The sequence below is a fragment of the Flavicella sp. IMCC45668 genome, from assembly GCF_057219105.1.
In genome coordinates this window covers 3,414,070-3,438,134 of record NZ_CM170114.1, presented here as the reverse complement: position 1 = coordinate 3,438,134, position 24,065 = coordinate 3,414,070, and the positions used below count along the sequence as shown (strand labels likewise).

Below are 24,065 nucleotides of genomic sequence, written 5' to 3'. Positions count from 1 at the left end.
ACATAACTAAACTAAACCAATATGAAAAACCTAATTATCATCTCATTCTTAACTGCTGTATTGTTTGTGTCTTGTGACAAGAAGCCAAACAAAAATACTATGGTAGTAAAAGGAGAAGTAAAAGGGTTAAAAAAAGGGACTTTATTTCTTCAAAAAATTGATAACGGTATTTTATCGACAATTGATTCTACCTATGTAAAAGGAACAGGACTTTATGAATTGAGTTCAAACAACAACTCTTCTCAATTGCATTTTCTTTCTTTGAACAAAGACAGCGAAAAATCGATTCCTTTTTTTGGCGAACCTGGAGAGATTACAATCAACACCAGTTTGGATAACTTTCTTTTACATGCAAAAATTTCTGGATCTAAAAATCAAGAAATTTTAGATCAGTACAATATTATTGCATCTCGTTTTCAAAACAAAAACTTGGAAATGATCAAAGCAAATTTTGACGCGATCAAGGATAAAAACCAAGAAAAAATAGATAAAATAGCTAAAGAATCAAAAACGTTATTGCGCAAAAAATATTTATATACTATAAACTTTGCGTTAAACAACACCGACTCAGAAGTTGCTCCTTATTTAGCCTTAAGTGTATTGAACAATGCCAATGTTAAATATTTAGATACGATTAACAACTCTCTAAGTCTTGAGATTAAAAACTCTCGATATGGTAAAGAATTAAATTCTTTCATTGAAAAAATAAAATCTTCTACGGAAGAATAATACAATTAGAACCAATAAAAAAAGGGAACACATTTTAACGTTCCCTTTTTTTATGCTCGTATTTCTTTTCGTACCGTCCTTCGACTATTTTACTATCAACGGTTATCTCCATCTAGCAAATCACCAATACCTCCTAAAATACTTCCCTCTCCTTGAGATTTCCCTCCTGTTCTTGGCGCCATTGACAAAACTCTATTGGCAAGTCTGCTAAATGGTAATGATTGAATATACACCTCTCCCGGTCCTTGCAAACTAGCAAAAAACAAACCTTCTCCTCCAAAAAGAGAATTTTTTATACCACCAACAAATTCAATATCATAATGAACTGATTCCGTAAAACCAACCAAGCATCCAGTATCTACCTTCAGTATTTCACCTGACAACAATGTTTTCTTTGTGATAGTTCCACCTGCATGAACAAACGCCATTCCGTCTCCTTCTAATTTTTGCATGATAAAACCTTCCCCCCCAAAAAGTCCTCTTCCTAATTTTTTAGAGAATTCAATACCTATCGCAACTCCTTTTGCTGCACATAAAAACGCGTCTTTCTGACAAATAAACTTTCCTTGATTTCTAGACAAATCAATAGGAATAATTTTTCCTGGGTAAGGAGATGCAAAAGAAACATGTTTTTTACCAAATTCTGTATTGGTAAAAACAGTCATAAATAAACTCTCTCCAGTAAGTAATCTTTTCCCTGCAGAAAACAATTTACCAAGCACCCCTTCGGACTGACCAGATCCATCACCAAATATTGTAGACATTGAAATTCCCGAATCCATCATCATAAAACTTCCAGATTCTGCAATAACACTCTCTTGAGGATCCAATTCAATTTCAACAAATTGCATTTCTTCTCCTTCAATTTTGTAATCGATAACGTGTGCGCTCATATTTATTTTTTAATTAGGTATTAGAAAATCATTTTGAATCACCAAATTAACCCAATTATCAACACTCACTCCCATCATAGTAAAACTATAACTATTGTTTAACAAAAGTTCTGGCGGCTCCTCTCTAGTAACATTCAAAACAACATTATCTAATTGGTAATAGGTAAACATTTTTTCATAGGTGTAAGTACCAGATAACAAATTACTTTGACTATCCGTAATCACCTGAAAATAAATAACATTCTCATCTATTTGCCCATCTAACCAAGAAAATTTGGGTTGTGCATTCTGTTCAAAATCAATCGACACCTCCTGGGACCATTCTGTTGGTTTGGTTTGTTGTTTCAATCGAATGGGTTGTGAAGTTCTCAATTCCCCATTCACTAAATAAGTCACAATGCAAAAGGTTTCGTTAGAAGAATCACGAACAAACCTCTGGAGATACCCATTAAAAACGGGTTCCAATGGAAAATCTACCTCCCTGTATAATAATAAGTTTTCTTTCCCTCCTTCTAAATCATTTGTTTCAAAACAACGATAATCTGTAGCGCCCGGAATAGGATAAAAAAACACTAAAGTATTTCCTGAGCCGTCTTTCGCACTTGCCGCACAAGCAATGACATCATTTTCTCGATCTAAAGGATGTAGATTTATATATTCTTGTAAATTATCATAACCCCGCTCCTCTTCCGTAGAACAACTTATACTTAACAACAACAAAAGCAACACCGTCAATCTCCTCATTTTTTTAACTTTATACTCCATTGATATTCAAATTTAGACACAACATCTCCTTGTTCATCAATTCCATTTGACTCTAAAATCAAATGTTGTCCCTCGCCCGTTTCAACAGCTTTTTCAATCGCTTGCTGAATACGACCATCATCTGAACATTCGAAATAAATTATCCCTTTTGCTTTTTTTAAAAACTCTCCTTTTTGACCAACAACAAGCATCGAAATCTTTTCTCCTGACACGTATATCTTTCTCATCATTAAAACCCCTGTTGCCAATTCTGATGCCATTCCTTGTGTGGCCCAATACATTGACTTAAATGGATTCTGATTGATCCATTGATATCTGACTTTTACCCTAATGCTATTTTCTGAAATAGTTTTCACCCTGACACCTGATAGGTACGCTGAAGGAATTTTAAAAAACACAAAACGGTTTAAAATTGTAGTGGTAAATTTCATTTATGTAAGTTAAAAAAAAAAGAAATGAGCTACTAATTTTAGTTCCTTTTTCCATAAAAAAGTAACTTTCAAATAAAAAATGAAAAAAATTTTATAAAAAATAAAACTTACAGAGACACCATTAAACATGGAAAACCTCTCAAAAACAAGTCACTAAATTAAAAACCAAAAAGTACTATGTTTTGCATAATACTATATGTTTGTATATATTTGTCACATCAATATATAAAAGTGACATCATATGACAGTAGTAAAAGAAGCAACAAATGCATTTTTAATTCATATTTCAGCCCTGTTAGGATTTCTATTTCCATTTGCAGGGGTTATCATTCCATTGATCTTATGGAAAGCACAAAAAACTGAAAGTAGCTTTTTAGACAGCAACGGAAAAGAGGCCGTAAACTTTAATATCACCTTCGGCTTGTATAAATGTATTTTGGCATTTGGTTTAATTATTTCCTTTTTTGTTTTTCTATTTTTTAAGGCTTCACCAAACATGGTCCCATTTTTCGGAATCTATGGAGTATTTGAGTTAATGACTATTTGTCTCATTATTATTGCTGCTTCAAAAGCACAGAAAGGGGAAACTTACCAGTATCCAATGACAATTAATTTTTTAAAATAAAAATCCTTTTTATGAAGATAGAGAACACAAAAGCACAGATGAGAAAAGGAGTTCTAGAGTATTGCATTCTTTCCATATTACAAAATGGAGATGCTTATACCTCAGAAATTCTTTCCACATTAAAAGATGCAGAAATGATTGTAGTAGAAGGAACCATCTATCCATTACTAACAAGACTTAAAAATGCAGGATTACTAAGTTACAGATGGGAAGAATCTACCTCCGGTCCACCAAGAAAGTATTATGTACTTACTGAAAATGGAGCCCTTTTTTTAAAGGAATTAAACACAACCTGGAACAACCTAACTAACGCAGTACAAATCGTTACTAGCAAAAAAAACAAATAAGATGAATAAAACTATCAACATAAATTTGGGCGGATTCTTTTTTCATATTGATGAAGTTGCCTATCAAATCTTAAAGGGATATTTAGAATCCATAGCACGATCTTTAAGTGATGATCCACAAGGAAAAAATGAAATTATAGCAGACATTGAGGCTAGAATAAGTGAATTGTTATCAGAAACCATCAAAGACCAAAGACAGGTAATTAATGAAAGTGATATCAATGCCATTATAAAAATCATGGGGCAGCCTGAAGATTATGATGATCATACTGAAGAATATACCGAACATAAAAATAATTATGGAACTAGCGCTAGTTCAACTAAGAAACTTTACAGAGATAGTGAGGACAAATTTTTAGGTGGAGTAGCTTCTGGAATCGGACACTATGTTGGTATTGATTCTATCTGGGTTCGATTGGCATTTATTTTGTTAACGATCACAGGCGGATTTGGAATTCCAATCTATATAATTTTATGGATTCTATTGCCAGAAGCTAGAACGACAGCAGAAAAACTAGAGATGGAAGGGGAAGCGGTGAACATCGATAATATTGAAAAAAAAATCCGTACCGAATTTAACAATGTAGGAGACAAAATAAAAAATGCAGATTACAGCAAGGCTAAAACCGGTTTTCAAAATTTTTTAGACACTTTAGGCAAAATAATACTAGCAATATTTAATGTTGTTGGAAAAGTTATTGGAGTGCTTCTAATGTTTGTTGCCGCAGCAATTTTGTTAGTATTAGTTATTGGAGCCTTTTCTTTTGGAAGTATAGAATTCATGGGAATGACACACAACTTTACTTCTATACCTTCTTTTATCCATGGCTCAATCATTCCACATTGGACGCTTGCAGCATTAATTTTTATCGCTATCGGATTTCCTTTTCTAATCTTATTTTTATTAGGCTTAAGAATTGTTTCATCCTCAGTAAAACAATTGAGCAAAGCCACATCATTAACCCTATTAGGAATTTGGATTATCGCCTTGTTAGCACTAATTTTTACCGGTATCGAACATAGTACAGCAAAAGCTTTCAAAGGGTTTAAAATACAAGAAACGCCGTTTGCATATCAAGAAAACGATACTCTAAAAATTAAATTAATTAATAATGAAGAGCTCCTATACAAGAGTCTTTTAAGAAAAGATAACAACCAAGAATTTGTATATGATAAAGATACCAGAAAACTGTATAGCAATAACATATCCATAGATGTAGTATACAATGACACTGATGTTGCCTCTGTAAAAGTTAGAAGAATGTCTGTTGGTAAAGACAGAAATATTGCTAATCAGAATGCGGAAAAACTAGAATATAATTATATTATTGAAGATAAAACAATACTATTGGATGGTTACTTTTTAAGTCCTGAAAACAGCCTTGATAAAAATCAAAACATCGCCATAACCATTGCAGTACCCAAAAACACAACCATTCATTTTACAAATTCTACAAAAAGCTTTCTAGGAAATATTGAAACTACTCAAGACATATTTAGCAATGATTTGCCAAACCATCATTTCATCATGAGACCTGTTGGTTTAGAATGTACTGATTGTGATGAAAGATTATTTAGAAACTAAAAACCAATATTATGAAACGATTTACAAAACAAGCAACCCTGCTACTTTCACTATTTATAATCTTTACAAGCTGCAAGGTAGATTTTAATCAGACAAACTCTGTTAAAGGAAATAAAAAAGTCATTTCAGAGGAAAGAGACGTTACGGAATCTATTACAAAAATAGAAGTACATGAGGGAATCTCTGTATACCTAAGCATGGGAAACAATCAAAAATTAACAGTAGAAACCGATGAAAACTTAATGCCTTTGATTAAAACACAACTTAAAAACGGAACATTAAAAATATTCTGTGAGCCAAATATAAAAAAATCCAAAGCTCGGAATGTTTATTTAACTGTGAATCAAATTTCAAGCATAGAAACAAATAGTGGTGCTCGTGTTTTATCTGAAAACACTTTAATAAGCGATGATTTAACCATTCAATCGAGAAGCGGTTCACATATAGATTTACAAGTCAACACTAATAAGCTTAGCTCAAGTACAAGCAGCGGATCTCAAATAGACTTAAAAGGTAGAGCTTCTAATTTTTCAGCGCACTCGAGTAGCGGTAGCACCATAAATGCTTATCATTTAAATGCCAAAAATGTTGAATCAAAAGCAAGTAGCGGTTCTCATATTAAAGTGACCGCAACTGAATCATTAAAAGGAAAAGCAAGTAGTGGCGGAAGTATCAACCACAAAGGAAATCCTAAAAACATTGAAAGAAAAACATCTTCGGGTGGAAACGTTTCTGCTGGGTAGAGCCTCAGAAAGCAATCTTTGGTTTAGATTGATTTACAAATGCCTTTAGACATACAGCTAAAGGCATTTTTTTATATTTGATAAAATTTAAATATGCAAGATTATATCATTTTTTTAAGAGCAATAAATGTCGCAGGAAAAAACAAACTAAAAATGCAAGATTTAAAACTTGCCTTGGAAAATGAATATCCGATAATTCAAACTTACATTCAAAGTGGCAATATTGTAATACCACATTGTAAATTCCAAGCCTCTCAGATCAAGATTTCAATTGAAAAAACACTACTAGAAACCTTTGATATAAAAACTATTGCCATTGTAAAATCAGCACTTGAATTAAAAAATCTCTTTGCAAACATTCCTTTTCCTTCTTTTGAAACAAATCAATTGTATTTTAGTTTTCTAGCTAATGGAATCAACAAGACTGAACAAGTTTCAAAAACAATCACCCAACTCCATGGAGATAATTTTAAGGTCTATAACGATATGGTTTATATTCAGTGCCTCAATGGATATGGAAAAACAAAATTGTCGAATCAATATTTTGAAAAGAAATTTAAAACTTTAGGAACCACTAGAAACTACAATACCATCTCAAAATTAATAGATTTAGCATCTAAAGCCTGAACTACCAACTACCACTGGCACCACCACCTCCGAAGCCTCCACCTCCGAAACCACCGGAGAAACCACCTCCTCCAAAGCTACCGGAGCTTCCACTTCCAAAACCACCACTACTTCTTCCCATATTACTAAATAATATTGCTGTCAAAATATCAGAAGAAGCATTACGTCTTCCCCCTCTTCCGCCACCTTTATTCCCTCGATTTCGGAATATAAAAAACAATACCAATACGATAAAAATAAAAAAACCTTTCAGTTTAGAGGATTCATTAGATGTAGATTTTTTCTTTCTATTTTCTTTAAACTCACCACTAAGCACTTTAAAAACAGATTCACTTCCAGCATCTAAACCGGCATAAAAGTTCCCTGACTTGAATCTAGGTGTAATCACATTTTCTATTATTCTCCTAGACAATGCATCTGTAAGCAAATGTTCAACTCCGTAACCCGTGGAAATGTTAACTTTTCGTTCATTTTTTGCTACGAGTATTAATACTCCATTATCTTTACCCTTTTGACCAATTCCCCACTTATGAGCCAACTCCGTAGCAAACATTGCTATCTGGTTAGAACCTATTGAAGTCATTGTAACTACCACAATCTGAGTGGAAGTTGAATCAGAATAGCGCAATAATTTATACTCTAAACTCTGCTGTTCACTCTTAGAAAGCAAGTTCGCATAATCATACAGACTTGTCTGCTTTTTTGGAGCATCCGGAATACCACTTTGAGAATATGCACCGGTTATCGTGGCGATAACAAACAAAAGGATGGGTACTATTTTTTTTACTTTCAAATGACTGAAATTAGCTATTAATCAATGTAATTTATTTACGGTCCCCCATGAAACGAAGTAAATACAAGAATAGATTTACAAAGTCTAAATACAAGGTCAAAGCACCTAAAATCGATTTCTTTTTTGAAACCTCTGCATCATCCGCATAAGAAGCCATTCTTTTAATCTTTTGAGTATCATATGCTGTTAAGGCTACAAAAATTAAAACACCTGCATAAGTGATAACCCAATACATTACTTCGCTCTGTAAAAATATATTCACCACGGAACCAATAATCAAACCAATCAATGCCATAAATGCAAGGTTTCCAATAGAAGTTAAATCTTTTTTTGTCATGTATCCATAAGCACTCATCACCCCAAAGGTTGCAGCCGTTACTAAAAACGTTGATGCAATTGATGAACTTGTATAAATTAAAAACACCATAGAAAGCGTCAATCCATTCAAAACAGAATATAACAAGAACACTATTCCTGCTGTTTCTGCCGTCATTTTATTAATTCTTGCTGATAGAAAAATCACAGCACCAAACTCTGCTCCAATCAACAGATAAAAAGGAAGCATACTTCCTGATGCTGGAAATATTGCACTCAATACTGCAGGTGTTGATGCAGCCCACATAGCCACGACTCCTGTAATAACCAATGCAGCACTCATCCAACCATATACCTTTGAAATAAAAGCTGCTTCTATTTGCTCTCTTTGTAATAAAACATCTGTATTCATAATTCTTATTTTTATTTTATTTACCCTTTTGAAATTTCATCAGGCAATTCATTAATATCATCTTTTTGATAAGGAAAAAACTCTTTTAATCTTTTACCTGCCTCTTCAATTCCTAGCTGCAAGCCTTTTGCAAAATCACCTTTTTTAAATTCCTTTATCACCAACTCTTTCGTCGTATCCCAAAAATCACTGGAAACAACTTTATCAATTCCAGCATCCCCTAAAATAGCGAACCTGTGCTCTTTTATAGCTAAATAAAATAACACACCATTTTGCTGCTCGGTTTCATTCATCTTCAATTCAAAGAACACTTCCTTGGCTCTTTCCAAGGCATCTTTATCCGAACTTGGATCAATGTGCACCCTTATTTCTCCTGAAGTATTCAGTTCAGCAGATTTTATCGCCCCTACCACATCTAACTCCTCTTGCTCCGATAAATGATATTCTGTATTTGGCATAACTAGAATTTTACTTCAGGTGCTTTTTCACTTCCTTCTGCAGACTTATAGCGACTCATTTCTTCAAAATTCAAAAGTCCTGCATAAATGGAATTCGGAAATAATTTAATATGTTTATTATAGGTATTTACCAATCCATTAAACCTATTTCTTTCCACATTAATTCTGTTTTCAGTTCCTTCTAATTGACTTTGCAACTCTAAAAAATTAGTATTCGCTTTTAAATCAGGGTATTTTTCTGCCACAACCATTAACTTCCCTAAAGCTCCTGCTAATCCTTGTTGAGCTCTTTGATAAGAAGCCATATTTTCTTCAGTCAAATTACTTGCATCAATTTTAGTACTTGTAGCACTAGCTCTGGCTTTTATAACAGCCTCTAAAGTTTCACTTTCATGCGAAGCATATCCTTTTACAGTATTTACTAAGTTTGGAATTAAATCAGCTCTCCTTTGATATGAACTTTCAACATTTGACCATGCTGTTTTTGCATCCTCTTGATACGTAACAGCTGTATTATTAAAGCCCTTAAACGAACTATATCCCCAAAACAGAACTACAGCTACAATAATTAAAGGCAACCACTTTTTTAATTTATCCATATTTAATTTTGTTTTTTATAAACACAACGGTTCAATATACATACCAATTATTTTTTTACTGATATTTTGTCAGTTTTTTGCCAAAATTGGCAATTCACTAATGTGATTGAAATAATTTAAAGTTCGTTTTTGATCTTGAGTAATTCTGCCTTTACCTTTTGTAATCTTTCAATAATTTCAAGATTTTTTTTAGTGGTTTCAGGCTCTGCTATTAATTTTTTCTTAGCTCCGTCTAAGGTAAAACCTTTCTCTTTAACTAAATGATAAATTAATTTAAAATTTTTAATATCCACAGGCGTGAACATTCTATCTCCTTTTCCATTTTTTTTAGGCTGGATGATGTCAAATTCTTTTTCCCAAAAGCGGATCAAAGAGGTATTCACATCAAAAGCTTTCGCCACCTCACCTATTTTGTAATATCTTTTTTCTGGTAAATCAACTTCCATTAATCCAAAGATTGATTTTCTTTTGACGCCATATCCAACATCATATCATACTCCTCTGGGGTAAGATCATTAAAATAATAATAAATCGGATTTACCTTTCTATTCCCTTTAACTACTTCGTAATGCAAGTGCGGCGCTGTGGAAGTCCCTGAAGTCCCAACATACCCAATTAAATCACCTCTTTTAACCGACTGTCCCTTTCGAACTGTATATTTCTCCATATGACCATATAATGTTTTGTAACCAAAACCGTGATCAATTTTCACATAATTTCCAAAACCACGTTTAGACTTTGTAACCTTTTCAATCTTTCCATTACCTGTAGCATAAATTGGTGTTCCCTTTGGAGCAGAAAAATCCATTCCCCAATGAAATTTTCTTGTTTTATAAATTGGATGAATTCTATAGCCAAAACCAGAAGCCATTCTCTTTAAATCTTTATTCGCAACAGGCTGTATTGCTGGTATGGAAGCTAACATTTCTTTTTTGTTCTTAGCCATTCCAATAATTTCATCAAGAGATTTTGATTGCACTACTAGTTGCTTAGATAAAACATCAATTTTTTTGGTTACATCTTTAATCATCGTTGAGTTCTCAAACCCATCTAAAGACTTGTATCTATTGATCCCTCCAAAACCTGCCATACGCTCTTCTTTCGAGATTGGCTCTGCTTCAAAGTAAACTCGGTAAATATTGTTATCTCTTTCTTGAATTTCTTCTAGAACAGAAGTCCCCTCATCAATTCTTTTAGATAATAGTTCATAATGCAATTTTAAGTTTTCCAACTCGCGCTCATCATCTAACTGACTTGGAGATTTAATCACATAACTAAATCCAATAAAACCAAGGAAAGCAATCAAACCAACAGCGGTTGTAAATAGCAAACCGTTCTTTATTTTAGTGCTTCTTTTTACCGTTATTCTTTGATAAGAAAGGGTTTCTGAATCGTAATAAAATTTTACTTTTGCCATATTGCTAAATATAGTACTTTTGTATCCTCATTTGCAAGCCCTTTTGTGCGCTTAAAAACAAACAGAACAAATGCAAATTTACAAAATGTTTTATAACTACTCAATAAGCGAGGGGAATTAGCATTTTTTTAATTGTTCACATAAAGAATAGTAACACATGAAATCATTAGAAATAAGACAGCAATTTTTAAACTTTTTTGAAGAAAAATCACATAAAATTGTTCCTTCTGCACCTATCGTTTTAAAAGATGACCCAACATTGATGTTTACCAATGCGGGTATGAACCAATTTAAAGAATATTTTTTAGGGCAGCGTGAGGTTACAAATTCTAGAGTTGCGGATACACAAAAATGTTTACGTGTTTCTGGTAAACACAACGATTTGGAAGAAGTAGGAATGGACACCTACCACCATACCATGTTTGAAATGCTTGGAAACTGGAGTTTTGGAGACTACTTTAAAAAAGAAGCAATTGAATGGGCATGGGAATTTTTAACAGATCGATTAAAATTAGACAAAGACTCTTTATACGTAAGTGTATTTGAAGGGAGTTCTGATGATGATAAACTTGAATTAGATCAAGAAGCTTTTGACTTATGGAAAGCTATTGTACCTGAGGATAGAATTATTATGGGAAATAAAAAGGACAACTTTTGGGAAATGGGTGCGCAAGGGCCATGTGGACCATGTTCTGAAATTCACATTGATATTCGTACTCCAGAAGAAAAGGCAAAAGTATCTGGACGTGATTTAGTCAATATGGACCACCCTCAGGTAGTAGAAATTTGGAACCTTGTATTTATGCAATTCAACAGAAAGGCAGATGGTTCTTTAGAAAAACTTCCTGCACAGCATGTTGATACAGGAATGGGATTTGAACGTTTGTGTATGGCTATGCAAAATGTACAGTCTAACTACGATACAGATGTTTTTACTCCTTTAATTAGAGAGATAGAAACCATTACAAATTCTGTATACGATAAAAGCTCTATTCCAACAGAATCAAATGGAAAAGTAAGTGTTGCTATTCGAGTAATCGCAGATCATGTAAGAACGGTAGCGTTCTCTATTGCTGATGGACAATTACCAAGCAATAATGGAGCTGGTTATGTAATCAGAAGAATCTTAAGAAGAGCGATACGATACGGGTTTACCTTTTTAAACACAAAAGAGCCTTTCATTTTTAAATTGGTAGAAACTTTAAGCAACCAATTAGGAGAAGTTTTCCCTGAATTAAAAGCACAGCAACAACTAATTACCAATGTAATTAAAGAAGAAGAACAATCTTTCTTAAAAACTTTGGATCAAGGTTTATTGTTGTTAGATAATATCATTTCTAAAACAGAGGGGACTACTGTCTCTGGAGAAAAAGCTTTTGAATTGTATGATACTTTTGGATTTCCAATTGATTTGACGGCCTTGATTTTAAGTGAAAAAGGATATCAATTAGATGAAAAAGGTTTTGAGTCTGAATTACAAAAACAAAAGGACAGATCTCGTGCTGCAGCTCAGGTAACTGCAGGAGACTGGCAAATAATTGCTGAAAGCACAAATGAATCATTCATCGGTTATGACAACATTACTGCAGAAGTAAAACTAACTAGATATAGAAAAGTTGATAGTAAAAAAGACGGTCAACTATTTCAATTGGTATTTGATCAAACTCCGTTCTATCCAGAAGGAGGAGGACAAGTTGGTGACAAAGGTTATTTAGAAGCTGCTAATGGAGATGTAACTTATTTAATCGACACAAAAAAGGAAAACAACTTGATCATTCATATGACCAAGAACCTTCCTAAAAACTTACAAGCAACTTACACCGCTGTTGTGGATGCTAAATATAGATCAAGATCTGCGGCCAACCATACCGCTACTCATTTATTGCATCAGGCCTTAAGAAGCGTATTGGGGACTCATGTAGAACAAAAAGGTTCTTATGTACATCAAGCTTCATTGCGTTTTGATTTCTCTCATTTCTCTAAAGTTTCTGCGAATGAATTAACGGAGATAGAGAATTTTGTAAATTCTAGGATCCATGAAAAACTAAGTCTTGAAGAGAATAGAAACAACACCTATGACAACGCTATTGCGGAAGGAGCCATTGCCTTGTTTGGGGAAAAATATGGAGATACAGTGCGTTCTATAAAGTTTGGTAGCTCTATGGAATTATGTGGAGGTATCCATGTGGAAAACACCGCAGACATATGGCAATTTAAAATCACTGGAGAATCAGCAGTTGCATCTGGAATTAGGAGAATAGAAGCCATTACGTCTGATGCGGTTAAAAAATATTATAAAGACCAAGACCTACTTTTTAGTGATGTAAAATCTACCTTGAAAAACGCTAAAGATCCAGTAAAAGCGATCACTAGCTTACAAGATGAAAATAATGCATTGAAAAAACAAATTGAAGTTCTAGTTAAAGAAAAAATAAAAAATCTTAAAACACAGCTTAAGAACAGTATTACCGACATCAATGGAATTAATTTTCTTGCGACACAAATAGATATGGAAGCTAGTGCATTAAAAGACATTGCACATGAACTTGGAAATGAGATTGAGAATCTTTTCTTTTTTGCAGGAACTGAAATAAACGGAAAAGCATTATTGACTTGTTATATTTCTAAAAACTTGGTAGAACAAAAAGAATTAGATGCGGGTAAAATAGTTAGAGAATTAGGAAAGCTTATCCAAGGAGGAGGTGGAGGACAAAAGTTCTTTGCAACTGCAGGTGGAAAAAATCCATCTGGCTTGACTGAGGCTATCTCTAAAGCTAAAGATTATATTGCATAATAATTATAAATCCTCTCGGATTAAAAAGCAGTTATGTTTATAAAATAAAAAAGGTTCCAAATTGGAACCTTTTTTATTTTATCATATTTTTTTTAATTGCTTTTAGACAACTCTAAATACGTTTTTGTTGAATTTCGCTCAACTAAATCCGTTCTGATCACTTCTGTTACAGTTGGAATATCTGTTTCGTTTTTCTCCAAACGATCTATCAACATTTGCGCAGCCGTTTCTCCCATTTGCTCCCCATGCTGACTCACTGTTGTTAATTTCGGACTTGAGTGTCTTGATAACAATCCATTCGCAAATCCAATTACTGAAAAATTCTCAGGAATTTTATAGCCTTTACGCTGAGCAATCTTCATGGCTGCAATAGCCGATTGCTCACTCGAAGCAATCACACTATCGATGTCATTATTTTCAAAAAGAGGTTCAATAATCTCTTCGTATTTTTTGTAATCGCTTTCTTGGATATTCAATATCAAATTTTCGTTGACAGAAAGTCCTTCAACTTTCATTCCTTCTAAATATCCTTTGTAACGATCTTTCCCAACAATTAAATCACTAATGGTAGATATAAAAGCAATGTTTTTACATCCTGTGTTTTTTAGATGTTTTACCGTTTTTATTGCGGCTTCAAAGTCATCTGCTACTACTTTATCACATTCAACATCTTTAGCAACCCTATCAAACATAACAATAGGAGTTCCCTCTTCAATCATATCTTTAAAATGGTCTACACATTTTTTCATTCCCGTTTCCTTAGACATAGAAACAATAAAACCATCAATACTTCCATTAGAAAGCATCTCCATGGTTTCTACTTCTTTATCATAAGATTCATTTGAAATACAAGTAATAATTTTATAGCCATTCTCATTCGCCTTTTTCTCTACCCCTTTAAAAACCTGTGCAAAAAAGTAATTCAACATATCAGGAATTACTACACCAATTGTTTTAGTTCGTCTATTTTTTAAACTTAAGGCATTAAAATTAGGCTTGTACTTTTTCTTCTTTGCGTACTTCTGAATTTTAGCTTTTGTCTTATCACTAATTTCATAACTATCATTCAAAGCTTTTGAAACCGTAGATATAGATACATCAAATTTCGCTGCAATATCTTTAATAGTTATTTTTTTCATATGGAATAAATTAATTTATGACTGGATGCAAAAATAGTTATAATTAGCCAAATTTCATTACCAAACAGCACCTTGTTTGAAACATAACAATTTATAAAAGTTAATTTAGTTTTCAAAACTATTTATTCCATTCAAGCCTTTCTAATTAAAAAAAATGGATAATATTGATGCAATCAGAGCAATTAACTAACAATTTAGAAACTTTACTACAACTCGACTATGGATTTATGACTCCTTTTTCGGATAAAAAACTCCCAGAAAAACACCCCATACACTATAGCATACTCTAGAAAAACTAAATACAAATTTTCATGGTATTCTTTAGTCTGATATGTAGCATAACTCAAAACAATCATAAAACTCCACACCAAAGGAAATTTATAGCGAGTAAATATGGAAAGAAACAGAGGAATGGCAACATACCACGGATGCACTATGGATGCCAAAGAATAGTAGATACAAATAGAAAAAAGCATCGTTTCCAATAAAATTATTGGATTTTTATTCTCTCTAAAAATCGATAATATTGCCAACGCCACAATCACAAGAATTGGAGTAACAGTCCCGACAGAGTGAATAATATTATACCCTTTAACTTGAAAACCAATCTCTCTAATGATATAATAAATACTTGCATTAAATTCAAAATTTTGAAAATAAAGATGGATACTATCCATAAAATTGTAATATAAATCCTGACTTAAAAAAGGCAAGAAAAACAAGAAATTCAACCCCAATATCAAACTACCATATCCAACTGTTTTCCAAAAACCAATTCTTTTTATAAAAACAGGAACAAACAATAGTGGAATCAATTTTACCGAAACAGAAAAAGAAAAAGCCAATACAGAATAAAGCCATTTATTTTTTAGTAAATAATAGATGGCTATTGCTAGAAAAAACAGCATCAAGCCCTCAAAATGCAAATTCCCTGTCAACTCAAGAATTATAAAAGGATTTAGAAAATATAAAAAAATATATTTTGAAGGTAAATTCAGAAGCTTCAAAATTTTCTTCCCAAAAACAAAAGTTCCAATATCTGCCAAAATCAACAACAGTCGCATCACTATAGTAGCTCCTAGTAAGTTTTTAGAAAAGAAAATCGCCGGAATCAAAAAAGAAAATTGATTTATCGGAGGATAACAAGTATAATGACTTCCATTCATTGCTCCCATTCCTTCATATAACAACTGTCCTTCAGCAACCAATGAGGTATCATTTTCGGGCAAAACCAAATAGGGATTCAAACCTTCCCATATCATTCTACCGTCCCAAATAAACCTATAAAAATCATCCGATAAATTTGGAATTGCAAATAGCAACAAAACTCTAAACCCAAGTGAAAGAAAAAATAGCGATTTATTATTTTGTTCACTTTTATAAATAAAATATAAAAATGAGATAAAACATACTGAATAAAGGAAAATAAACAAATAAAAAGAACTTCTTTCTATCCCATAAGCTATCCAGAGATAAGCAATAGTACTAAGTAAAATTGCCAACACAGATTTGATAGAAATAATTTGAAATAATTTATTCATTCACCGATTTTATCGATTGAAAAAAGACATAACCAAAGCCCAAAAAAAGCATTAAATGAAAAGGAAATAATCCAAAATCAAAATGTTCATTTGGTATTAGTTTATTATCGCCAACATACCCCACTAATACGGCACTCAATAAACCAAAACCAAAATACAAAGTCAATAAGCCTTCTACAAAAACACTTTTAGATAATTTTTTCTGAATATATTTATTTTTATTCCATTTATCTTTCAGTGAAAGCATATTAAATTTTGGTGTTCGCACAAATTCACTTTTTTTCCCTAAATGTCCTTCGGTTACTGCAACCGTATTATGCAAAGAAAACCCCATTGCAACTGAGAAAAATTTAAAAAACATAAAAAAATAACTTCCGAAATTTTTCAAACCACCTCCTTTTATTTCCCTATACATAAACCAATAGCAAATAAAAAATATCAAGGTACTCACAGCAAAAAAAGACATTGCCACGAAGTATAATTTAAGGTCTTCAAAATAATTTTTCAGATACAACATAGGAATACTCAAAACTCCTACAATAAAAACATTTAAAAACATACTACTGTTTAAAAGATGTAATGCAGCATGGGCTTTTGTTTTAAAACAAAGATTATCCGCCTTCATCACCTTTTTTATCATTTTCTGAAAATTCTCAGCTCCACCTTTATTCCACCTGAATTGCTGACTTCTTGCTGCACTAATTACCACAGGCAACTCAGCAGGCGTTTCTACATCTACCAAATATTTAAATTTCCAATCTTTTAATTGGGCTCTGTAACTTAAGTCTAAATCTTCAGTAAGCGTATCTCCTTCCCAATTCCCTGCGTCTAGAATACATGTTTTACGCCATACTCCAGCGGTACCATTGAAATTGATAAAATGCCCCTGACTGTTACGTCCTACTTGTTCAAGTGTAAAATGCGCATCTAAAGCAAAGGCCTGAATTTTTGTAAGTAAAGAATAATCTCTGTTGATATGTCCCCATCTGGTTTGCACCACCCCTATTTTTTGATTCTTGAAAAAGGGAATCGTTTTATATAACCAATTAGACTCAGGTAAAAAATCCGCATCAAAAATAGCGATAAACTCACCTTTCGCGATTTTTAGACCTTCCTTTAAAGCACCTGCCTTAAAACCTTTTCTATCTGTTCTATGAATATATTCAATAGTATGCCCTTTTTTTCTTAGTTCTTCTATTTGCTTACGTGTAGAGGCAACACTTTCATCAGTAGAATCATCCAACACTTGAAACTCTAATTTATCTTTAGGGTATTCTAATTCCACCATTTTATTCAAAAGGCGCTCCATCACATAAATCTCATTATACACTGGAAGTTGAATCGTTACAAAAGGTATCTGATCTGAGTCCTTGAAATCATATTTCTCATCCTGATTTTTCTTTCGTTTTGATTTCAAAAAATTGAACAACAAATTTAATTGAGCAAAAGAAAATGATAAAATTAGAGTTAGCGCTAGCAAATAAACAATCATCAATGCCACTCCTATTCCATAAATTGTATTATCCGAAAATAAACCTTCCATTATTTTAAACTATATCTAAAAATCCAACTTAATATCTTATACCCAGCCATAAGCGTTCCTTTAAACGTTCCTGATACTTTAGAAACACCAATTCTATTTCTATAAGTAACCGGCACCTCTGTGTAGGTCATTTTTTGCTTCAATACTTTTAATTGCATTTCAACAGTCCAACCATAGGTTTTATCTTCCATCTCTAAGGCAAGAAGTTTTTCATACTTCATCGCTCTAAACGGTCCTAAATCAGTAAAAGTTGCAGAGAAAAACAATCGCATCAAACGAGTTGCTAACCAATTTCCAAAAACCTGTTGTGGTGTCATAGCACCAGGTTCTCTATAAGCTCCCGTTCTAGCACCGATTACCATATCAATATTTTTTTCGAGGATTGGAGCAATTATTTTTTCCAATTCCTCTGGGTAATCAGAATAATCTCCATCTAAAAAAACAACTATCTCAGGCAACACGTTTTGCTGAGCGATATACTCCATTCCTTTCAAACAAGCATATCCATACCCTTTATTTACTTCTGACAAAACCGTAGCACCTGCATTTTTCGCGTTCAACGCGGTAGCATCTGTAGACCCATTATCTACCACAATTATTTCTGATACTATTTTTGGAACATCACGAACAACATTAGCAATAGCATCTCCTTCATTGAAGGCAGGTATAATAACCTTGATCAATACATCCTTTCCAAGGGATTTTTTATTTGCTTCCAACTTAATATTTTTATCCGGCATTATTTTATTGCACTGTTTTATAGTAAATCTTTTAGATCGTTTTCTTTTTGAAAGCTTTCAAGACTATCCCATTCTCCTACTTTTACATCTGATGAAAACTTTTCAATTTTCACAATTTTTTCAGAACTGTATTGAAGACAATACCCTTCTTTTTTACCAGATTTATATTGAATCTTACAAATTAAACTCCCGGCTATATCATAAAACACCCACCAATCTGTCATCAAATCATTTGCAAAATGTCCTTCTTTTTCAAGATTTCCATTCACGCGGTAAAAGTACCAATATTTTTCTTTGAGGCCTGCCTCAAAATGTCCTTTTGATGCTACTGAATTATCCTTATGATAGGTGTACCAATACTTTGATTTTTCTCCATTTAGCATCCACCCCTCACTAACAATCCTACCAGAAGTACCCTTGTTTTTCTGATAGAATTTTGAAGTTTGAGCTGTAATACTCAAGGTAAAAAACAGAAATAAAATTCGAAACATACTAATACTACTATTTGTTTTCTTTTATCATCTTTAATAAATCTACATCATTCCCCAATAAAATAGGGTTTTGATCTATTCTATTTTCTGTAGGACCATTTTCAAGTTTTAATACCCCTCTTGGACAAACAGCAGAACAGACTCCACAACCAACGCAAGAAGAACGAACTATATTTTGACCTTTTTGAGCATAAGATCGTACATCAATTCCTTGTTCACAATACGTAGAGCAGTTTCCACAAGAAATACATTGTCCGCCATTTGTAGTAATCCTAAATCTTGATTTAAATTTCTGAACCAGTCCCATGTAGGCTGCTAACGGACATCCAAAACGACACCAAACCCTATTCCCCATAATTGGATAAAACCCAGTACCTATCACCCCAGAAAAAATTGACCCTATGAAAAATCCATAGCTAGATTGCACATCATATGCCGTAATGCCAAAAGCAATTTCTTGCCATGATTCTATTTCAGCAAAATAGGTATAGAGCGTCAAACCAGTCATCCCAACCGCAAAAACCAAAACTCCATGAATCAACCAACGCTCAATTTTCCACGAGAGCAAAGATTTATCTGACAATTGACGGTAAGGATCTCCTAAAGTTTCAGCCAAGCCTCCACAACCACAAACCCAGGAACAATACCATCTTTTCCCATAAAAACAGACCATTATCGGAACCACTATCAAGGTCAAAACGATTCCCCAAACCAACATAAATAATCCTATTTGACCTTGACCTAATAATCCCCAATCTTTATTTAAATCAAAAAACAAATCATAATCCAACGGCCATGCATTTTTAAAATCAAACCAAGGTTTATTAAAGGCTACTAAAATTTCAGGAATTAAAAATGCAAATGCAATTTGAAAGAACAATACTACTCCAGTTCTCACCATTTGATAGGCGTTGTGTCTATATTTAATAAACATACGTACCGCAAAAACTGTCATCACAGAACAATACATAAACCCATATAAAAACCATTGACTAGAAGGGTTTCCACTTAAGCTTTTACTAATTGGATCTACCGATAAAATTGGGTTTATCAAATAATTTGGAAAGAAATATAGCAATATGTAAAACCCAACAAAATAAATAAATGCAATCATTCCCATCCAACCTTTATTTGTAGCTGCATGTTGCATAATTCCGTTATTCTTTATTCCTGCTGGCCCCAGTAATTTATAATCTGAGCCAAAAGCAATCAACCCACCTAAAATAGCCAAACCAAAGGTCAACCAAAAAAATAGCAACTGATTTTCAGAAACCCAACCAATTGTGGTAACTCTTACCAAAGGATAAACATATTCTTTAGAAGTTTTATTCCACTTAAGTTTCATCACTTTATCCCAAGCAATATTCTCTTGACTTAACTGATATACATCTGAAGCATTACCTAATGCAATAATTTTCTCCGACAACTCAAAGGTGCTCAACTCTTTTGCAACAATACTTGTTTGAGCTTGCTCTATAAAATATTCACTTTTGATATTTTTAGAAGAAATCCATCCATCAAAAGCCTCTTGAGAAACGTAATTTTTTGAAGTGAATATACTACCTGTGAAAATCACAAATCCGATAAGACTTATAAATAATCCAATTTTTTTTATCGCTTTCATCTTCTCTATTTATGCTTTTAAAAATATTCTCTTCCAACTTTTAGCTCTTATTGTTAATTGAGCATTAAAATCAGTATTGTATTTCTCTATAATTTCTTGTTCATATTGTTTGAAAAACTCGGGATCAAAATTAGCATCCTTGAGGTGTTCCAAAACCTTTTCAACAGAGGCCTTTTCTGTAAGCCAGGTATCAAAACGTTCATGCCTTAATCTAATTCCAAACGTATTAATTCCTAAAAACTCCTTTGATTCTTTATCAAAACTTATGATGATACTTTTTTTTCCTGAGCTATCTTTCCAAGAAAACCGATCCTCATTTTCTTTTGGTTGTGCCCAAACCCATCCATAGGTTTGATACTCTATCTCTATAAATTTTGCTGAATTAAACCAATTCCCTGGTTTATATGCTGTGGTGTTTCCACAAATAGTTCTTGCAACGGTTTCTCCCATCATTCTACCGGTATACCATACAGCCTCAATGGTTCTTCTTTGTCCGATTGCATTATGTTGTTCTGCACAATCACCAATCGCATAAATATCTTTGCAATTGGTTTCCAAAAATTCATTGACCAACACACCTCTATTTGTGTCTATGGCTGATGATTTTATAAATTCTATATTCGGACTTACACCCGCAGTTAAACCGACTATACTACATTCGATAGTTTCTCCTTTGTCAGTAACTATCGCTTTTGCTCTTCCTTTTTCATCAGAAATAATTTCCTTCAAACTTGTATCTAACCTAAGATCAATATGGTTGTCTATAATTTCTTTATTGACAATCTCTGATTGCTCATCTGGCAAAACACCATTCCAAAAACTTTTTTCTCTTACTAAAAATGTAACTGGAATATTTCTAGAATGCAACATTTCTGCCATTTCTATCCCAATCAACCCTCCACCAACTATTACTGCTCTTTTACAATCTTTGGCATTTTCTTCTAACGTTTCCAAGTCTTGTTTAGAATACAAGCCCTGAACCCCTTTAAGATCCTGACCTGGCCATCCAAACTTATTAGGTTTAGAACCTGTAGCGATAATCAAGTCGTCAAATAAAATATCAGAACCATCTGTTAAAACTAACCTTTTAGTCTCGACTTCTATAGTCTCAACACGCCCTTCTACAAGTGCTATTCTATTCTTTTGCCAAAACCATTTTTCATAGGGCTGGGTATGCTTAAACTCCATATGTCCCATAAAAACATACATCAATGCTGTTCTCGAAAAAAAATACTTAGACTCAGCCGAAATAATAGTAATACGATGATCACTTAATTTCCTTATATGTCTGGCAGCCGTTACTCCAGAAATTCCGTTTCCAATTATTACAATATGTTTCATAAAATTAGGTTCGTTTAGGTTCTAAATCTAATTATTGATATATTAAGGTAAGAATCTTAAAAATAAGAAATCTACAAATCATAGGTCGAAACAATTTCAAGAACTTAACTCAAAAACTAAAAACCACTCAATTTAGAATGATTAAAAATAAAGTATTTTTGTAAGGACTTTAATTTAAAACATACTTTTAACCAGAACCTAATAAACTTTTAATATGATTAAGAGCATCACTAAAATTTTTATCACAGCATTATTTATAACGGGTATATCAAATGCCCAAGAAAGCAATATTCAAACCTATACGCCATCAAAACTTTTGAAAAAGGGGCAAGTAGACGTAAAATGGTTTAATAATTTTTATAGCCAAACAGAAGACACCTTTAGAGGCGATCATCCAAGAGAGAATTTCTTTACGGCAACCTTTGAAACCTTTTATGGAGTAAGTGAAAACTCGCGTTTTAATGTAGGATTGGTATTTAATGTAAAATCAAATAATATTGGAGGCAAAAGTTGGTTTTCACCATTGAATTTTGCTAATGAAGAAGGTGTTTCTAGAGCTGGATTTACATCCATAGCTCCGAGTATTAGTTTTCAACCATTAAAAAATGTAGGTAATTTTTCTATTCGAACTGGGGTATTTATTCCATTAATAGATCATGAAACAGAAAACGGAGTTTACCTAGACAAAAAAAGTTACGTATGGGAAACAAAATTCTTTTACGATTACACATTCCCAAGCGGAAAATGGCAATTATTTACTGAATTAGATACACAATTTAATTTTGGGGAGGAAGATACTTATGATAACAACGGAACCTCTGAAGGAGGTTTTGCGAACAACAGTCTTGGGGTTCCTGTAAGTGCCTTTGTAAGTTATTTTCCAACATCAAAATCTACAGTATACCTGCAAACGCAACAATATGTTTTGATAGATTTAGGGAATAAATTTAGCCAAGAATATACGCAACTAGGAATTGGAGGAAAATATCAGGTGACAAGAGCGTTGAATATAGAAGTATCCTATACTAATTTTGTAAGAGGATCTGATACAGGTTTCGGAGAAACCCTTAACTTAGGGCTTCGATTCATATCTAACTAAATGAAATTAGAAAAACTACTATTTTTTTTCATAGCAATGGTCCTTTTTTCCTGTCAGGCACAGGAGAAAAGGACTTCTTTAATTAACGGTGTTAGTTTTGTAGCTTCGAATAAAAAAGTAAGCTCTAAAAACATTCAACCTGTTGTCAATCTCAACGCAAATTGGGTAACCTTGATGCCGTTCGGTTTTATGCAGTCCGAACACAAACCTATGCTCCAATTCAACACAAAATGGCAATGGTGGGGAGAAACTGCAGAAGGAGTACAGAGTACTTCAAACGATTTTAAGACGGCCGGAATAAAAAGGATGTTGAAACCACAAATCTGGATCAAAGGAGGCTTGTTTACTGGTCATATGAAAATGACCAATGAAGAAGATTGGAAAAGCCTTGAAAATAATTATGAGAATTTTATTTTGTTTTACGCCGAATTAGCACAAAACTCAAACATGGAACTTTTTTGTATTGGTACAGAACTAAATAATTTTGTCAGCCAACGACCAGAATTCTGGTTCAACCTAATCACTAAAACAAAAAAAATATACAAAGGGAAAATCACATATGCGGCCAATTGGGATTCTTACAAAAACCCTCAATTTTGGTCTCTATTGGATTATATTGGAATTGATGCATACTTTCCATTAAACGACACTAGAACACCAACTACTGAGAAACTAGTTGCAGCTTGGACCCCAATTAAAACGGAGCTCAAAAACTTTCACAAGAAACATAAAAAATCAATTATCTTTACTGAATACGGTTATAGAAGTATTGATTATTGTGCCAAGCAACCATGGGTTTCTGATACTCATGAGAACTTCAATGAAAACGGACAAGCAAATGCATTAAATGCATTGTTTCAATCATTTTGGAACGAATCATGGTTTCAGGGCGGTTTTCTTTGGAAATGGTTTGATGATCACTCTAAAGCTGGTGGTATTCATAATAATGGATTTACCGTTCAAAATAAATCAACAGAACAAATAGTAAAAGAATTCTTTGCTTCCCAACAATAA

Annotated in this window: 25 protein-coding genes; 9 read left to right on the top strand and 16 right to left on the bottom strand. The window is 33.1% G+C overall.

Annotation, left to right across the window (positions count from 1 at the left end):
- Positions 1-21: 21 nt before the first annotated feature.
- Positions 22-729, top strand: coding sequence for a DUF4369 domain-containing protein (locus AC2DZ0_RS14000; RefSeq protein ID WP_484642507.1), 708 nt, complete (start codon positions 22-24; stop codon positions 727-729).
- A gap of 95 nt (positions 730-824) precedes the next feature.
- Here AC2DZ0_RS14000 and AC2DZ0_RS13995 read toward each other — a convergent pair whose 3' ends face one another.
- From AC2DZ0_RS13995 to AC2DZ0_RS13985, 3 genes are read right to left on the bottom strand one after another with little or no spacing between them, the layout of a single operon-like run.
- The gene (locus AC2DZ0_RS13995) at positions 825-1,622 is read right to left on the bottom strand and encodes a TIGR00266 family protein (protein ID WP_484642506.1); all 798 of its coding nucleotides are present in this window, start codon (positions 1,620-1,622) and stop codon (positions 825-827) included.
- Positions 1,623-1,631: 9 nt separating this feature from the next.
- The gene (locus AC2DZ0_RS13990; protein ID WP_484642505.1) at positions 1,632-2,387 is read right to left on the bottom strand and encodes a hypothetical protein; all 756 of its coding nucleotides are present in this window, start codon (positions 2,385-2,387) and stop codon (positions 1,632-1,634) included.
- Positions 2,363-2,818: a DUF4442 domain-containing protein gene (locus tag AC2DZ0_RS13985; protein WP_484642503.1), complete on the bottom strand. Its 456-nt coding sequence runs from the start codon at positions 2,816-2,818 to the stop codon at positions 2,363-2,365. Before AC2DZ0_RS13985 ends, AC2DZ0_RS13990 begins: the two co-directional genes overlap by 25 nt.
- Positions 2,819-3,059: 241 nt before the next feature.
- Here AC2DZ0_RS13985 and AC2DZ0_RS13980 point away from each other — a divergent pair, with 241 nt between their 5' ends.
- The 5 genes from AC2DZ0_RS13980 (at position 3,060) to AC2DZ0_RS13960 (ending at position 6,745) form a co-directional block, all read left to right on the top strand.
- A complete protein-coding gene (locus AC2DZ0_RS13980; protein WP_484642502.1) occupies positions 3,060-3,443 on the top strand; it encodes a DUF4870 domain-containing protein in 384 nt (127 codons plus the stop codon).
- 11 nt (positions 3,444-3,454) lie between these two features.
- On the top strand, positions 3,455-3,790 hold the full coding sequence (locus AC2DZ0_RS13975; protein WP_484490674.1) for a PadR family transcriptional regulator: 336 nt from the start codon (positions 3,455-3,457) through the stop codon (positions 3,788-3,790).
- A 1-nt stretch (position 3,791) separates the two neighbouring features.
- The gene (locus AC2DZ0_RS13970; protein ID WP_484642501.1) at positions 3,792-5,375 is read left to right on the top strand and encodes a PspC domain-containing protein; all 1,584 of its coding nucleotides are present in this window, start codon (positions 3,792-3,794) and stop codon (positions 5,373-5,375) included.
- An 11-nt stretch (positions 5,376-5,386) separates the two neighbouring features.
- Positions 5,387-6,118, top strand: coding sequence for a head GIN domain-containing protein (locus tag AC2DZ0_RS13965; protein WP_484642499.1), 732 nt, complete (start codon positions 5,387-5,389; stop codon positions 6,116-6,118).
- A gap of 93 nt (positions 6,119-6,211) precedes the next feature.
- On the top strand, positions 6,212-6,745 hold the full coding sequence (locus tag AC2DZ0_RS13960; RefSeq protein ID WP_484642497.1) for a DUF1697 domain-containing protein: 534 nt from the start codon (positions 6,212-6,214) through the stop codon (positions 6,743-6,745).
- Position 6,746: 1 nt separating this feature from the next.
- Here AC2DZ0_RS13960 and AC2DZ0_RS13955 read toward each other — a convergent pair whose 3' ends face one another.
- The 6 genes from AC2DZ0_RS13955 to AC2DZ0_RS13930 all read right to left on the bottom strand — a co-directional run bounded on the left by AC2DZ0_RS13955 (position 6,747) and on the right by AC2DZ0_RS13930 (position 10,739).
- A complete protein-coding gene (locus tag AC2DZ0_RS13955; RefSeq protein WP_484642495.1) occupies positions 6,747-7,538 on the bottom strand; it encodes a TPM domain-containing protein in 792 nt (263 codons plus the stop codon).
- Positions 7,539-7,569: 31 nt separating this feature from the next.
- Entirely contained in the window at positions 7,570-8,265 is a 696-nt protein-coding gene (locus AC2DZ0_RS13950) for a Bax inhibitor-1/YccA family protein (RefSeq protein ID WP_484642494.1), read from the bottom strand.
- 20 nt (positions 8,266-8,285) lie between these two features.
- The gene (locus AC2DZ0_RS13945; RefSeq protein ID WP_484642492.1) at positions 8,286-8,723 is read right to left on the bottom strand and encodes a TPM domain-containing protein; all 438 of its coding nucleotides are present in this window, start codon (positions 8,721-8,723) and stop codon (positions 8,286-8,288) included.
- A gap of 2 nt (positions 8,724-8,725) precedes the next feature.
- Positions 8,726-9,322, bottom strand: a complete 597-nt coding sequence (locus tag AC2DZ0_RS13940; protein ID WP_484642491.1) for a LemA family protein — start codon at positions 9,320-9,322, stop codon at positions 8,726-8,728.
- Positions 9,323-9,438: 116 nt separating this feature from the next.
- Complete coding sequence (locus AC2DZ0_RS13935; RefSeq protein WP_484490666.1) at positions 9,439-9,768, bottom strand: MerR family transcriptional regulator; 330 nt, start codon at positions 9,766-9,768, stop codon at positions 9,439-9,441.
- On the bottom strand, positions 9,768-10,739 hold the full coding sequence (locus AC2DZ0_RS13930; protein WP_484490665.1) for a M23 family metallopeptidase: 972 nt from the start codon (positions 10,737-10,739) through the stop codon (positions 9,768-9,770). Before AC2DZ0_RS13930 ends, AC2DZ0_RS13935 begins: the two co-directional genes overlap by 1 nt.
- A gap of 157 nt (positions 10,740-10,896) precedes the next feature.
- On the opposite strand from AC2DZ0_RS13930, the gene alaS reads away from it, so the two are divergent.
- Positions 10,897-13,533 carry an alanine--tRNA ligase gene (gene alaS / locus AC2DZ0_RS13925; RefSeq protein WP_484642489.1) on the top strand — a complete coding sequence of 879 codons (2,637 nt, stop codon included), beginning with the start codon at positions 10,897-10,899 and terminating at the stop codon, positions 13,531-13,533.
- 92 nt (positions 13,534-13,625) lie between these two features.
- Here alaS and AC2DZ0_RS13920 read toward each other — a convergent pair whose 3' ends face one another.
- From AC2DZ0_RS13920 to AC2DZ0_RS13890, 7 genes are all read right to left on the bottom strand, one after another.
- The gene (locus tag AC2DZ0_RS13920) at positions 13,626-14,672 is read right to left on the bottom strand and encodes a LacI family DNA-binding transcriptional regulator (protein WP_484490663.1); all 1,047 of its coding nucleotides are present in this window, start codon (positions 14,670-14,672) and stop codon (positions 13,626-13,628) included.
- A 206-nt stretch (positions 14,673-14,878) separates the two neighbouring features.
- Positions 14,879-16,213, bottom strand: coding sequence for an MptA/MptB family glycosyltransferase (locus AC2DZ0_RS13915; RefSeq protein WP_484642487.1), 1,335 nt, complete (start codon positions 16,211-16,213; stop codon positions 14,879-14,881).
- A complete protein-coding gene (locus AC2DZ0_RS13910; protein WP_484642485.1) occupies positions 16,206-17,756 on the bottom strand; it encodes a cellulose synthase family protein in 1,551 nt (516 codons plus the stop codon). Before AC2DZ0_RS13910 ends, AC2DZ0_RS13915 begins: the two co-directional genes overlap by 8 nt.
- Positions 17,756-18,475 (bottom strand): glycosyltransferase family 2 protein, encoded by a 720-nt coding sequence (locus AC2DZ0_RS13905; protein WP_484642484.1) that lies wholly within the window; start codon positions 18,473-18,475, stop codon positions 17,756-17,758. The genes AC2DZ0_RS13910 and AC2DZ0_RS13905 overlap by 1 nt, the downstream gene beginning before the upstream one ends.
- Before the next feature lie 38 nt (positions 18,476-18,513).
- Positions 18,514-18,987, bottom strand: a complete 474-nt coding sequence (locus AC2DZ0_RS13900; protein WP_484642483.1) for a toxin-antitoxin system YwqK family antitoxin — start codon at positions 18,985-18,987, stop codon at positions 18,514-18,516.
- A 10-nt stretch (positions 18,988-18,997) separates the two neighbouring features.
- Positions 18,998-20,611, bottom strand: coding sequence for a 4Fe-4S binding protein (locus AC2DZ0_RS13895; RefSeq protein WP_484642482.1), 1,614 nt, complete (start codon positions 20,609-20,611; stop codon positions 18,998-19,000).
- Between the two features lie 9 nt (positions 20,612-20,620).
- Positions 20,621-21,952: an NAD(P)/FAD-dependent oxidoreductase gene (locus AC2DZ0_RS13890; RefSeq protein WP_484642480.1), complete on the bottom strand. Its 1,332-nt coding sequence runs from the start codon at positions 21,950-21,952 to the stop codon at positions 20,621-20,623.
- A 214-nt stretch (positions 21,953-22,166) separates the two neighbouring features.
- Here AC2DZ0_RS13890 and AC2DZ0_RS13885 point away from each other — a divergent pair, with 214 nt between their 5' ends.
- Together AC2DZ0_RS13885 and AC2DZ0_RS13880 are read left to right on the top strand one after the other, a co-directional pair.
- Entirely contained in the window at positions 22,167-23,051 is an 885-nt protein-coding gene (locus AC2DZ0_RS13885) for a hypothetical protein (protein WP_484642479.1), read from the top strand.
- Positions 23,052-24,065 carry a glycoside hydrolase family 113 gene (locus tag AC2DZ0_RS13880; protein WP_484642477.1) on the top strand — a complete coding sequence of 338 codons (1,014 nt, stop codon included), beginning with the start codon at positions 23,052-23,054 and terminating at the stop codon, positions 24,063-24,065.

Bases quoted from the DNA above. Each gene is read 5' to 3' on its own strand.
- AC2DZ0_RS13940 (WP_484642491.1), bottom strand. From the start codon at position 9,322: ATGGATAAATTAAAAAAGTGGTTGCCTTTAATTATTGTAGCTGTAGTT.
- AC2DZ0_RS13930 (WP_484490665.1), bottom strand. From the start codon at position 10,739: ATGGCAAAAGTAAAATTTTATTACGATTCAGAAACCCTTTCTTATCAA.
- AC2DZ0_RS13895 (WP_484642482.1), bottom strand. From the start codon at position 20,611: ATGAAAGCGATAAAAAAAATTGGATTATTTATAAGTCTTATCGGATTT.
- AC2DZ0_RS13995 (WP_484642506.1), bottom strand. From the start codon at position 1,622: ATGAGCGCACACGTTATCGATTACAAAATTGAAGGAGAAGAAATGCAA.
- AC2DZ0_RS13960 (WP_484642497.1), top strand. From the start codon at position 6,212: ATGCAAGATTATATCATTTTTTTAAGAGCAATAAATGTCGCAGGAAAA.
- AC2DZ0_RS13915 (WP_484642487.1), bottom strand. From the start codon at position 16,213: ATGAATAAATTATTTCAAATTATTTCTATCAAATCTGTGTTGGCAATT.
- AC2DZ0_RS13945 (WP_484642492.1), bottom strand. From the start codon at position 8,723: ATGCCAAATACAGAATATCATTTATCGGAGCAAGAGGAGTTAGATGTG.
- AC2DZ0_RS13975 (WP_484490674.1), top strand. From the start codon at position 3,455: ATGAAGATAGAGAACACAAAAGCACAGATGAGAAAAGGAGTTCTAGAG.
- AC2DZ0_RS13900 (WP_484642483.1), bottom strand. From the start codon at position 18,987: ATGTTTCGAATTTTATTTCTGTTTTTTACCTTGAGTATTACAGCTCAA.
- AC2DZ0_RS13965 (WP_484642499.1), top strand. From the start codon at position 5,387: ATGAAACGATTTACAAAACAAGCAACCCTGCTACTTTCACTATTTATA.
- AC2DZ0_RS13990 (WP_484642505.1), bottom strand. From the start codon at position 2,387: ATGGAGTATAAAGTTAAAAAAATGAGGAGATTGACGGTGTTGCTTTTG.
- AC2DZ0_RS13935 (WP_484490666.1), bottom strand. From the start codon at position 9,768: ATGGAAGTTGATTTACCAGAAAAAAGATATTACAAAATAGGTGAGGTG.
- AC2DZ0_RS13885 (WP_484642479.1), top strand. From the start codon at position 22,167: ATGATTAAGAGCATCACTAAAATTTTTATCACAGCATTATTTATAACG.
- AC2DZ0_RS13980 (WP_484642502.1), top strand. From the start codon at position 3,060: ATGACAGTAGTAAAAGAAGCAACAAATGCATTTTTAATTCATATTTCA.
- AC2DZ0_RS13880 (WP_484642477.1), top strand. From the start codon at position 23,052: ATGAAATTAGAAAAACTACTATTTTTTTTCATAGCAATGGTCCTTTTT.
- AC2DZ0_RS13890 (WP_484642480.1), bottom strand. From the start codon at position 21,952: ATGAAACATATTGTAATAATTGGAAACGGAATTTCTGGAGTAACGGCT.
- AC2DZ0_RS13910 (WP_484642485.1), bottom strand. From the start codon at position 17,756: ATGGAAGGTTTATTTTCGGATAATACAATTTATGGAATAGGAGTGGCA.
- AC2DZ0_RS13970 (WP_484642501.1), top strand. From the start codon at position 3,792: ATGAATAAAACTATCAACATAAATTTGGGCGGATTCTTTTTTCATATT.
- AC2DZ0_RS14000 (WP_484642507.1), top strand. From the start codon at position 22: ATGAAAAACCTAATTATCATCTCATTCTTAACTGCTGTATTGTTTGTG.
- AC2DZ0_RS13920 (WP_484490663.1), bottom strand. From the start codon at position 14,672: ATGAAAAAAATAACTATTAAAGATATTGCAGCGAAATTTGATGTATCT.
- AC2DZ0_RS13985 (WP_484642503.1), bottom strand. From the start codon at position 2,818: ATGAAATTTACCACTACAATTTTAAACCGTTTTGTGTTTTTTAAAATT.
- alaS (WP_484642489.1), top strand. From the start codon at position 10,897: ATGAAATCATTAGAAATAAGACAGCAATTTTTAAACTTTTTTGAAGAA.
- AC2DZ0_RS13950 (WP_484642494.1), bottom strand. From the start codon at position 8,265: ATGAATACAGATGTTTTATTACAAAGAGAGCAAATAGAAGCAGCTTTT.